Consider the following 11,308-nt stretch of genomic DNA (forward strand, 5'->3'; position numbering starts at 1 on the left):
AGACAATAAAAAACCGTAAAGCCTTTCGACTTTACGGTTTCAATGATTGCAGATTTGTTCAACTAACTGTCAAGATGACTTAGTCACGAACGTAGATAACATGACCGTCATCTTCTTCGTCATCCCAGTCTTCATCATCCCAATCATCATCTTCAGTCACAACATTGTCGCCACTCATCGCATCTTTATGGTAATCGTCCCACATAAAGTCGACTTTATCTTCTTCGTCTATCTCTTCTTCTTCACGTGGCAACTGCTCCATAAAGTCAGCGAGTTTGTAGCATAATTCCTGAGTACCACGTTTATTGATAGCCGACACTTGGTAGTAATCACCTTCCCAAGCGAGCGCTTCTAAGATCTCTTGGATCTTTTCATTCGCTTCTTCCTCAGGCATGAGATCAACTTTGTTGAAGACTAACCATCTTGGTTTGTCTGCGAGCTTTTCACTGTATTGCTCGAGTTCGTCAATGATCGTTAATGCATTTCGTGCAGGATCACTTTCGTCAATTGGCATAATGTCGATCATGTGAAGTAAAACACGACAACGCTCTAAGTGCTTCAAGAATCGAATACCTAGACCAGCACCATCAGCAGCACCTTCGATCAAACCCGGAATATCCGCAACCACAAAGCTCTTGCCAGGAACCACACTCACCACACCTAGGCTTGGAATAAGAGTCGTAAACGGATAATCTGCCACCTTTGGTTTCGCAGCCGATACAGAGCGAATAAAAGTCGATTTACCGGCATTAGGCAAACCAAGCATGCCGACATCAGCCAATAGCAAAAGCTCAAGACGAAGTTCACGAACTTCCCCTTTTGTGCCCATTGTCTTCTGACGCGGAGCACGGTTTACCGATGACTTAAAGCGTGTGTTACCGAGACCGTGCCAGCCACCTTTAGCGACCATGATCTTCTTACCATGCTCAGCAACTTCACCGACGATCTCATTTGTATGGATATCAACAGCACGAGTTCCAACAGGCACTCGCATGATTTTATCTTTACCGCGCTTACCCGTACAGTTACCACCGCGGCCATTCTCACCACGTTCTGCGTCATAAAAACGCTGGAAACGATAATCAATCAAGGTGTTTAGGTTTTCATCCGCCAGTAGATAAACGTCACCGCCATCACCGCCGTCACCACCATCAGGGCCACCTTTGGTGATGAACTTTTCTCGCCAAAAACTTACGGTTCCATTACCGCCATCACCGGCTTCAACCTTTACCGTTGCTTCATCAACAAATTTCATTTTACACTCCACTCATGCACGTGGGAAATCACTACTAGTCTAGTAGACGTTAGACCATAAATCCCAGTGACCTAGGGTTTGTGGTATAGCGTCTATAAATAAAAAACCCCGCCAAATCGGCAGGGCTTTTGAATTCAGCTTAAAAGCTAAGGATAACTAAGCCAGGCTTAATTACTCGCTTTCGATGCTAACAAATTTACGGTTTTTAGGACCTTTCACTGCAAATTTCACTTTACCTTCAGTAAGAGCGAAAAGAGTGTGGTCTTTACCGATACCAACGTTAGTGCCAGCGTGGAATTTAGTACCACGTTGACGAACGATGATGTTACCTGCAAGAACAGATTCACCACCGAAACGCTTAACACCAAGACGTTTGCTTTCTGAATCGCGGCCGTTATTAGTAGAACCACCAGCTTTTTTATGTGCCATTGTTAAACTCTCCTAATACTTAAGCGTTAATGCCAGTAATTTTCACTTCCGTGAACCACTGACGGTGACCCTGCTCTTTACGAGAGTGCTTACGACGACGGAACTTAACGATTTTTACTTTATCGCCACGACCGTGTTGTACTACTTCCGCAGTAACCTTGCCACCATTTACAAGAGGTGCACCAACAGTGATTTCTTCACCGTTAGCAACTAGAAGAACTTTATCAAACTCTACAGTTGCACCAGTTTCAACGTCTAATTTCTCTAAACGAAGGGTTTGACCTTCGCTAACTCGGTGTTGTTTGCCACCAGATTGGAAAACAGCGTACATATTTTACTCCGCTTTTTCCGCACAGCCTTTGGTTGTTATTTGTACAACTCGGGTGTGCGCTAAACTAATCAATAGGGCGCAGATTCTACGGGAATCATACGACTATGACAAGCCATATTTTTAAAAAATTGGCGAAAACCTGTTCGCCAAAGAAAAGTGCGGCAATCATGCCTTTAAGTAATGTATTTTTCAACGTTTTTTAGTGTATTATTCAGCTATTAAAGAAGATAAGAACACCTTACAGGGTCTAACCTCAGCCGGATTTATAATGGATTTTAAAGCTATCCAAGCGCTTACTGCCGACGACATGGCAAAAGTGAATGAAACTATTCAAGCTCAACTCAACTCTGACGTATCTTTAATCAATCAACTGGGATACTACATTGTAAGTGGCGGTGGCAAACGCCTACGCCCACTGCTCGCGATTCTTTCAGCGCGTGCACTCGATTACAAAGGCGAGGCGCATATCACTGCGGCTGCTTTTATTGAGTTTATCCACACTGCTACTCTGTTGCACGATGATGTCGTCGACGAGTCAGACATGCGTCGTGGAAAAGAAACAGCTAACGCTGCCTTTGGAAATGCAGCCAGTGTTCTAGTCGGTGATTTCATTTATACCCGCTCTTTCCAAATGATGACCACGCTTGGATCATTAAGGATCCTTGAGCTCATGAGTGATTCTGTGAACGTGATTGCGGAAGGTGAAGTTCAACAGCTAATGAACTGTAACGACCCAAACACCACAGAAGAAAGCTACATGCAGGTCATCTACTCTAAAACCGCTCGCTTGTTTGAGGCAGCCACTCAAATTGGGGCTATTTTAAGTAATGCATCAAATGACATTGAGATCGCACTGCAAAACTACGGTAAATACCTAGGCACCGCTTTTCAGTTGATTGATGATGTGATGGATTACACTTCTGACGGCAAAGAGATGGGTAAAAATGTCGGGGATGACCTTGCAGAAGGAAAACCGACCCTTCCTCTCCTTCACGCTATGCGTAATGGGAATGAGCAACAGGCTCTAATGATTAGAGATGCGATTGAGCACTCTAACGGAATGGAGCGATTGGATGACATCCTGGCGGCTATGAAAGAACATGGCTCTTTGGAATATACTACTGAGCGCGCTCTTGCTGAAGCTGACAAGGCTATTTCCGAATTAGAACCATTACCAGAATCTGAATATAAACAGGCTTTGGTTGCCATAGCGCACTTAGCGGTTAATCGAACCAAGTAACTATTTTCTCTCCCCCACCTCTAACCCAAAGAGAGTTTTGAGAGAAATCCTGGTCTTTTGTTATTAGCCAAGAGCTTGCAGAATTAAAAAAGCTGATCCAAAGATCAGCTTTTTTTAGCGATACGGTTTTTAGCTACAAAGCTTACTTAGCAAACTCGATACCGATCTCAATGTCACCATTAAGTGTTTCTAGCATGCCATCCAGCGCTGCTTTTTCGTAGTCGCTAAGCTCGCCGTAGCTCAAGATAGCCTCTGCACCATCTTTACCAAGTTTAACTGGCTGAGCAAAGAATGGAGCATGCTCACCGTCACCCTCAACGTAAGCGCACTCAATAACTGAATCATCGCCCTGTAGAGCTTTAACTAGCGCTAAACCAAAACGACACGCTGCTTGACCCATTGATAAAGTCGCACTACCGCCACCCGCTTTAGCTTCAACAACTTCCGTACCTGCATTCTGAATGCGCTTCGTTAATGCTTCAACTTCATCCGCAGTAAACTCAACACCTTCAACTTGAGACAGTAAAGGAAGAATAGTCACACCTGAGTGTCCACCAATAACAGGAACGCGAATGTCACCTGGATCTTTATCTTTCAGTGCCGCAACAAATGTCTCGCTACGAATAACATCAAGTGTTGTCACACCAAATAGCTTGCGTTTATCGTAAACACCCGCTTTCTTAAGTACTTCTGCTGCGATTGGAACCGTAGTATTTACTGGGTTAGTAATGATACCTACGCAAGCTGTCGGGCAAACAACCGCTATCTTTTCTGCTAGAGATTTAACAATCCCTGCATTCACATTGAAAAGATCAGCACGATCCATTCCTGGCTTACGAGCAACACCCGCTGAAATTAGAACAACATCCGCACCTTCTAGTGCCGGTGTTGGATCTTCACCGGAGTATCCTTTGATCGATACCGGCGTTGGGATATGACTTAAGTCTGCTGCAACACCTGGTGTTACTGGAGCGATGTCATATAGGGCTAAATCTGAACCCGCTGGAAGGCGGTTTTTAAGAAGAAGGGCTAAAGCTTGGCCGATGCCACCAGCGGCACCAATCACGGCTACTTTCATTGTAGTCTCCTTGAGAGTGGATCTCTTATATTATGTATGTAGGAATTTTATAATCACTTAACGTTAAAAATATATTATTCATATATTGATTACAATCGATTAACGCCCGCTTTGCGACCTAGCGCAACTCAATAAAAATGTGCCACAAGACTGATGGATAAAGTCTATCAATATTGTTTATTGACAATAACTTAAGTAACGAAACCAACCTATTTTCACAATAGTTTACAGTGACCAGTTAGACATAATTCGAGCCTATCGTTTGGATAAATGTGCATAGCTATGCGAATATATGCACTATCAACCATCCAAAGAATCTGAATCATGCGTAATACAGAGAAACAAGACAATCTAGTCCGAGCCTTCAAATCATTACTAAAAGAAGAAAGGTTTGGTTCTCAAGGCGATATTGTCGATGCATTAAAAAATGAAGGTTTCGAAAACATCAACCAATCGAAAGTATCTCGGATGCTGACCAAGTTTGGTGCAGTCAGAACCCGCAATGCTAAGATGGAAATGGTCTACTGTTTACCTGCTGAACTTGGCGTGCCAACCGTTTCTAGCTCACTGAGAGAACTCGTTCTTGATATTGACCGAAACTCAGCCATTGTCGTGATCCATACAGGCCCAGGAGCAGCGCAGTTGATCGCGCGACTTTTAGACTCTTTGGGTAAGTCAGAAGGCATACTTGGCGTTGTCGCGGGAGATGACACAATCTTTATCACCCCAACTCTATCAGTCACCACTGAGCAGCTGTTTGAATCTGTTTGTGAACTGTTCGAATACGCGGGGTAAACAAATTCAACCGCCCTATTGGTCATGAATTCGTTATTACATTCGTGACCAACTTCACATCTGAGAGATGTTCTAACACACCCAAAAAACTAACGTAAGAGTTTGAAAAATAAATAATTACCAACCTAGCACACTTTTAACCCACCCGTTACATGTCAGCGTAATCAACTACATTTCTTAACATTGATATAATTATTCTCCGTTTTTTTGCTATTATTCAGCCACTTTTTCAATGTATGGATTGAAAAAGATGCCGTTTCCAAACGAGGAAACTCTCAAAACGACTACACTTGTTTTGGGGCTAATAATGAATTAAGGAAGGAATATTCATGGCATTTAATAAACTTATTAAGATCGGTGTTATCGCCGCTGCTGTAATGGGTGCTGGCGCTGCTAATGCTCAAGAGTTCATCACGATTGGTACAGGTTCAGTAACAGGTGTTTACTACCCAACAGGTGGTGCCATTTGTAAACTTGTAAACAAAGGCCGTAAAGACCACAACATTCGTTGTTCAGTAGAATCTACTGGCGGCTCTATTTATAACGTTAATACTATTCGTGCTGGCGAATTGGATTTTGGTGTTGTTCAGTCTGACTGGCAATATCACGGTTACAACGGTACTAGTAAGTTTGAAGAGCAAGGTCCGTACAACAAACTACGCGCAATGTTCTCTCTACATACAGAACCATTCAACATTATTGCTCGTTCGGATGCTGGCATTAACGGTGTTGAAGACCTAAAAGGTAAACGCGTTAACATCGGTAACCCAGGTTCTGGTGACCGTGCAACAATGGGCGTAGTAATGGACGCACTAGGTTGGACAAACGATAGCTTCAAACTGGCTTCTGAGCTGAAAGGCTCTGAGCGTTCACAAGCGCTTTGTGATAACAAGATTGATGCATTCATCTACATGGTTGGTCACCCGAACGGATCAATTAAAGAAGCGACAACATCATGTGATGCAAAACTCGTTTCAGCGACGGGTCCTCAGATCGATAAAATCGTAGCGGACAACCCATACTACGCGTACAGCACGGTTCCTGCCGGTATGTACCGTGGCACAGAGGGTGATGTAAACAGTTTCGGTGTTGCTGCAACAATGGTAACGACAACTGACGTTTCTGATGAAATTGCATACAATGTAGCAAAAGCGGTATTTGAAAACTTCGCTACGTTTAAGCGTCTACACCCTGCGTTTGCGAACCTTAAAAAAGAAGACATGGTGAAAGCTGGTCTTTCTATTCCTCTACACCCAGGTGCTGAGAAATACTACAAAGAAGTTGGCTTGCTAAAATAAGCGAACGTTCTTTAACACTAAGGAGGCTATGTGCCTCCTTAGTAGTTGCACACCTATTTAGATTTACATCGCAAGCAATTAGACCCCGTATTACATCTATAATAACTACCATCAATGTCATGTAATCCATCTTCTAACAATGAAGGCGTTTATACATTTCATACAAAATGCACTATAGATATACCAGACCATCGATAATAAGGACAAAGTACATGACGCAGACAACAACACCGTCTCAAGATGTGCAAGAAATGGTGGCACAAGCCGATACCGGAGCTAGAAATCCAAAAGGAATTCCAGGCCGTATTCTTTGGTTTGTCCCTCTATGTTGGTCGCTGTTCCAACTTTGGTACGCATCCCCATTACCGTTCATTTTTAATTTTGCCGTACTTAATGACACTCAAGCTCGTGCAATTCATCTCACGTTCGCTATATTCTTAGCTTTTACGGCTTATCCAGCTTCAAAGAATTCATCACGTAACTACATCCCTATCATTGATTGGGTGCTGGCTTTAGCGGGAAGCTTCTCCGCTGCATACATTTATCTCTTTTATACGGAACTCGCTGGCCGTTCTGGAGCGCCAACAACCTTAGATATAGTCGCTGCCGCGACGGGTATGGTGCTACTACTTGAAGCGACAAGACGTGCATTAGGTCCACCACTGATGGTTGTGGCGGCCGTATTCTTACTGTACACATTTGGCGGCCCGCACATGCCAGATGTCATCGCCCACAAAGGGGCAAGCTTAAATAAAGCCATGTCTCACCTTTGGTTAACCACCGAAGGGGTATTTGGTGTTGCACTCGGTGTCTCTACATCTTTTGTATTCCTATTTGTGTTATTCGGCGCAATGCTTGAACGAGCAGGTGCAGGTGCCTACTTCATTAAAGTGGCTTTCTCGCTACTTGGCCACATGAAAGGCGGCCCGGCAAAAGCTGCAGTTGTTGCGTCTGGTTTGTCTGGTCTAGTGTCGGGCTCTTCTATTGCGAACGTTGTTACAACAGGGACATTCACCATTCCGCTGATGAAACGAGTAGGTTTCCCAGGAACAAAAGCAGGAGCAGTCGAAGTTGCCGCATCCACCAATGGTCAGCTAACACCGCCAATTATGGGTGCAGCAGCCTTTTTAATGGTTGAATACGTTGGGATTTCTTACGTTGAAGTCATCAAAGCCGCGCTTCTTCCGGCTCTTATCTCCTACATAGCGCTTATTTACATTGTTCACCTAGAAGCCTGTAAAGCTGGAATGACAGGTCTCCCACGACGTCATACTCCAACTTGGATTCAAAGTATTCTCTCATTCAGTGGCACGATCATCGGCTTAGGTGTGATGAGTGCAATTGTTTACTATGGCGTAGGCTGGACCAAAGATGTCTTTGGCGACGCAGCAACACCAATAGTGACTATTGTACTGTTACTGGCTTATGTTGGACTCGTCCGCATCTCTTCGAGGTATTCAGAAGGCGGAATGGATCTTGATGCTGACCTAACCGAAGTGCCGGATCCAGGACCAACCATTAAATCAGGCCTACACTTCTTATTGCCTATTGTTGTTCTTGTTTGGTGTCTGACCGTCGAACGGTTCTCACCTGGCCTATCTGCATTTTGGGCGACAGTGTTCATGATCTTTATTTTGATCACGCAGCGTCCACTTATGGCCATCATGTCCCAAACTGGTGATGTGTCTGAACAAGTAAAAGCTGGTTTTATTGATCTTGCTGAGAGCCTTGTTTCTGGTGCTCGTAACATGATCGGTATCGGTGTGGCCACAGCTGCTGCAGGTACTGTCGTTGGCGTGGTCACCTTAACGGGTATCGGTCTCGTCATGACCGACTTCGTTGAGTTTATATCGGGTGGTAGTATCATTCTAATGCTGCTATTCACGGCCATCATTAGTTTGATACTGGGCATGGGCTTGCCAACAACGGCCAACTATATTGTGGTATCCACATTGATGGCACCGGTTATCGTGACGCTAGGTGCTGCGCATGGTCTTATCATTCCACTTATCGCCGTTCACCTGTTTGTGTTCTATTTTGGTATCTTGGCAGATGACACCCCACCCGTTGGTCTTGCCGCATTTGCTGCTGCCGCCATCGCGAAATCAGACCCAATAAGAACGGGTATCCAAGGTTTCACCTACGATATTCGAACCGCTATTTTGCCATTTATGTTCGTATTTAATACGCAACTTCTGTTAATGGGCATTGATAGTTGGTGGCACTTAGCGCTGACAATATTCTCATCAGTCGTTGCGATGTTGATCTTCTCCGCAGCAACCCAAGGTTGGTGGTTAACTAAGAGTAAATGGTGGGAAACCGTCCTATTACTTGTGCTAACTTTCACGTTCTTCAGGCCTGGTTTCTGGTGGGATATGGTATACCCGGCTAAGGTATATTCTCCTGGCGTTGAAATTGCTCAAATCACCGAGAAACTAAACGTTGGCGAGCAGATTGAACTTCAAGTTGCAGGGGAAAATCTAGAGGGTCGCTATCTAGAAAGAACCGTTCGCCTGCCTTTCGAAGATCGCGCAGTGAGTGCTGAAGATCGCATTGCCTCTATGGGACTGATGCTGACTCAAAACGACGACCAAATGATCGTCGATATGGTTGAGTTCGGAAGCCCAGCAGAAGCAGCAGGTATTGATTTTGATTGGGAAATTAAAACCATTGTTCAAGACGCTGAACGGCCAATGAAAGAGTGGGTATTCTTGCCAGCAATGTTGATATTAATCATACTTGGATTAAATCAAAGAAGGCGCGCTAAAAAGGAACAATTGAGCGCGTAATGAGAAGGGCCTTATTGCTCATTTCGAGTAATAAGGCCTAATTTTTAAAGGATTGAGTTAGACGTATCGCTTAATAATAAAGAGAAAAATAATGTATAAACAAATCCTTGTTCCCGTTGATCTAAATGACAAAGGCTTTTCTGACAAAGCCGTTGAGCTTGCTGTTTGGCACGCAAAGCATTCTAAAGCTCAGGTGCACCTTCTCAACGTCTTACCGGGAATACACATGTCGATGGTATCGACATACTTCCCAAAAGATGCTGCGCAAAAGATGAAAGAAGACGTGAAAGAGCAGCTGAGACAATTTTCTGACCAACATATTGACGAGAAAATTGTCTATAAAATTCATGTTGCTGAAGGTAAGCCATACTCGACAATTTTAGAGTACGCAACAAAGTTGGGTGCCGATCTTATTGTAATGCCAAGCCACAAACGCTCTAAGCTTGATAACGTTGTGCTTGGCTCTGTCGCCAGTAAGGTTGTTCAGAACTCACCAATCAATGTATTAGTGGTTAAGCCTCAGGGCTAATATAAATTTCTACCTTTGCATTGAATTCAACAGAACCAAACGTAAAAACGCAGCTTTCACCTGGAAGCTGCGTTTTATTTTTACAGTCACAAATTCGATTGATCAAAAGATGATGCTTTGGATCATTGAGAATGACTATTGGATCAATAGATACATCCCATTATCTTTAATGCGAACAATTCTCAATAATACACATATCAAAACAACAACCGATGTGAGTATTAATCATGAAAAAGACACTAAACTTCGCTGCTATCCACTTCACCATTGCTTTTAGCATTGCTTATATACTCACTGGTGACATCTTAATTGGAAGCTTAATCGCGATGATTGAGCCAACCGTTAATACCGTTGCATTTTACTTCCATGAAAAAGCATGGAACCAATGGCTAGTTCTGAAGCGTTTCGCACAGTCAACGAACGTCAAAACGTTAAGCTTTGCTATCGTCCATTTCAGTGTAGCGTTCGGTGTGATTTATCTTCTGACGGGGAATGCGCTAGTAGGAGGAATTATGGCCATCATCGAACCAACATTTAATACCGGTGCCTATTACTTTCATGAAAAAGTATGGCAAAGAAAACACACTTCTAGCTGGCAGTGCGCTCACTAAAATGGACGCGGCTTAGGTAAACGACTCAATGAGACCATGAACCTCTCTCATCGGTTGGGGAACTAAGGAATCATTCTCACCATTATTCACTAAAGCGACCTGATAAACTCGATGGCTTTGTTCTAACTGAACATCTAAAGAGTAATATTGAGAGAAATGCGGGGTATTTTCATTAACAAAGATAGGCGCATCTAACTGGAACAATGCACTTGTCCTCGATGCTCTCACATCAATGGGAAGGCGATAAGTCATGCCATTGAACTTAATGAGTGCGGAAATGAGACCTGGCTTAAAAACGGAGTAATTGAGATGTACTAATACCTCACAGCCCCCTACCGGATGATTAATCAATTCAGTCTCAACCGACTGAATCCGAGCTGTTGGCAACATTTCTAAATAGGGCGTACACCAAATACCGATAGAGTGATCTTCTGCTTCCAAAGGGCGCAATGAAGCAGGGTTAGTGTCCGATAACTCTTCATCATCGAGCAGCCAATCTTCTTCTTGCTCTAAGAACAGAATCTCAAATCGATTCCTTCCCAATTGAAGGTAAGGCAAAATATCCTTTCGATTGCATTCATAAAAATCATCACAATCAAATACAGCTTCGCCATTCACTCTCACTTCGGCATGGTGACCGACTCCAGAGATAACTAAATCAATAGCGGAATGGGCCAGCATCGATTCATCTACTTCAATGTCATGCATCAAATGCCACTCTTGCTGTGTAATCTCTTCTTCAGACAAACCACTAGGTAAGGCCGCACTTAGAGCAGCAGGAAAAGTAATGTCATCTTGGGGAATAGACAAGTCAGTTAATGGCGAAAGTTGCCATAAACCACCTAAAGAGATTTGCATAGTAGAATTGCGCTAGATCAAGTTTGCTAGAGTATAAGTAATATCATTCTTGAAAGATACAGAGAAAATAGTGGGGAATAAAAAAGGTTCATCGC

General features: G+C 43.6%; 11 protein-coding genes. 6 read left to right on the forward strand and 5 right to left on the reverse strand.

Annotation, left to right across the window (positions count from 1 at the left end):
• Positions 1-79 precede the first annotated feature (79 nt).
• The 3 genes from cgtA to rplU form a co-directional block, all read right to left on the reverse strand.
• A complete protein-coding gene (cgtA, locus tag BCU12_RS14630) occupies positions 80-1,255 on the reverse strand; it encodes an Obg family GTPase CgtA (protein ID WP_102404996.1) in 1,176 nt (391 codons plus the stop codon).
• Between the two features lie 171 nt (positions 1,256-1,426).
• A complete protein-coding gene (rpmA, locus tag BCU12_RS14635) occupies positions 1,427-1,684 on the reverse strand; it encodes a 50S ribosomal protein L27 (RefSeq protein ID WP_102404997.1) in 258 nt (85 codons plus the stop codon).
• Between the two features lie 19 nt (positions 1,685-1,703).
• On the reverse strand, positions 1,704-2,015 hold the full coding sequence (gene rplU / locus BCU12_RS14640; protein ID WP_102404998.1) for a 50S ribosomal protein L21: 312 nt from the start codon (positions 2,013-2,015) through the stop codon (positions 1,704-1,706).
• 268 nt (positions 2,016-2,283) lie between these two features.
• On the opposite strand from rplU, the gene ispB reads away from it, so the two are divergent.
• Positions 2,284-3,255, forward strand: a complete 972-nt coding sequence (gene ispB, locus BCU12_RS14645; RefSeq protein ID WP_102404999.1) for an octaprenyl diphosphate synthase — start codon at positions 2,284-2,286, stop codon at positions 3,253-3,255.
• Between the two features lie 142 nt (positions 3,256-3,397).
• On the opposite strand, the gene mdh is transcribed toward ispB, so the two are convergent.
• Positions 3,398-4,333 carry a malate dehydrogenase gene (gene mdh, locus BCU12_RS14650; protein ID WP_102405000.1) on the reverse strand — a complete coding sequence of 312 codons (936 nt, stop codon included), beginning with the start codon at positions 4,331-4,333 and terminating at the stop codon, positions 3,398-3,400.
• 324 nt (positions 4,334-4,657) lie between these two features.
• On the opposite strand from mdh, the gene argR reads away from it, so the two are divergent.
• The 5 genes from argR (at position 4,658) to BCU12_RS14680 (ending at position 10,355) form a co-directional block, all read left to right on the forward strand.
• The gene (gene argR, locus BCU12_RS14655; protein ID WP_102405001.1) at positions 4,658-5,128 is read left to right on the forward strand and encodes a transcriptional regulator ArgR; all 471 of its coding nucleotides are present in this window, start codon (positions 4,658-4,660) and stop codon (positions 5,126-5,128) included.
• A 329-nt stretch (positions 5,129-5,457) separates the two neighbouring features.
• Positions 5,458-6,426, forward strand: a complete 969-nt coding sequence (locus BCU12_RS14665; protein ID WP_102405002.1) for a TAXI family TRAP transporter solute-binding subunit — start codon at positions 5,458-5,460, stop codon at positions 6,424-6,426.
• 212 nt (positions 6,427-6,638) lie between these two features.
• Positions 6,639-9,215: a TRAP transporter permease gene (locus BCU12_RS14670; RefSeq protein ID WP_102405003.1), complete on the forward strand. Its 2,577-nt coding sequence runs from the start codon at positions 6,639-6,641 to the stop codon at positions 9,213-9,215.
• Between the two features lie 91 nt (positions 9,216-9,306).
• On the forward strand, positions 9,307-9,744 hold the full coding sequence (locus BCU12_RS14675) for a universal stress protein (protein WP_102405004.1): 438 nt from the start codon (positions 9,307-9,309) through the stop codon (positions 9,742-9,744).
• 227 nt (positions 9,745-9,971) lie between these two features.
• Positions 9,972-10,355 (forward strand): DUF2061 domain-containing protein, encoded by a 384-nt coding sequence (locus BCU12_RS14680; RefSeq protein WP_102405005.1) that lies wholly within the window; start codon positions 9,972-9,974, stop codon positions 10,353-10,355.
• A gap of 12 nt (positions 10,356-10,367) precedes the next feature.
• Here the strand turns inward: BCU12_RS14680 and BCU12_RS14685 are convergent, their stop codons facing one another.
• A complete protein-coding gene (locus BCU12_RS14685) occupies positions 10,368-11,213 on the reverse strand; it encodes a hypothetical protein (RefSeq protein WP_102405006.1) in 846 nt (281 codons plus the stop codon).
• Positions 11,214-11,308 lie beyond the last annotated feature (95 nt).

It is taken from the genome of Vibrio sp. 10N.261.55.A7 (assembly GCF_002877365.1).
In the GTDB taxonomy this organism is placed as follows: domain Bacteria; phylum Pseudomonadota; class Gammaproteobacteria; order Enterobacterales; family Vibrionaceae; genus Vibrio.

Coding starts and splice junctions, on each gene's coding strand:
- cgtA (WP_102404996.1), bottom strand. CDS start 1,255: ATGAAATTTGTTGATGAAGCAACGGTAAAGGTTGAAGCCGGTGATGGC.
- rpmA (WP_102404997.1), bottom strand. CDS start 1,684: ATGGCACATAAAAAAGCTGGTGGTTCTACTAATAACGGCCGCGATTCA.
- rplU (WP_102404998.1), bottom strand. CDS start 2,015: ATGTACGCTGTTTTCCAATCTGGTGGCAAACAACACCGAGTTAGCGAA.
- ispB (WP_102404999.1), top strand. CDS start 2,284: ATGGATTTTAAAGCTATCCAAGCGCTTACTGCCGACGACATGGCAAAA.
- mdh (WP_102405000.1), bottom strand. CDS start 4,333: ATGAAAGTAGCCGTGATTGGTGCCGCTGGTGGCATCGGCCAAGCTTTA.
- argR (WP_102405001.1), top strand. CDS start 4,658: ATGCGTAATACAGAGAAACAAGACAATCTAGTCCGAGCCTTCAAATCA.
- BCU12_RS14665 (WP_102405002.1), top strand. CDS start 5,458: ATGGCATTTAATAAACTTATTAAGATCGGTGTTATCGCCGCTGCTGTA.
- BCU12_RS14670 (WP_102405003.1), top strand. CDS start 6,639: ATGACGCAGACAACAACACCGTCTCAAGATGTGCAAGAAATGGTGGCA.
- BCU12_RS14675 (WP_102405004.1), top strand. CDS start 9,307: ATGTATAAACAAATCCTTGTTCCCGTTGATCTAAATGACAAAGGCTTT.
- BCU12_RS14680 (WP_102405005.1), top strand. CDS start 9,972: ATGAAAAAGACACTAAACTTCGCTGCTATCCACTTCACCATTGCTTTT.
- BCU12_RS14685 (WP_102405006.1), bottom strand. CDS start 11,213: ATGCAAATCTCTTTAGGTGGTTTATGGCAACTTTCGCCATTAACTGAC.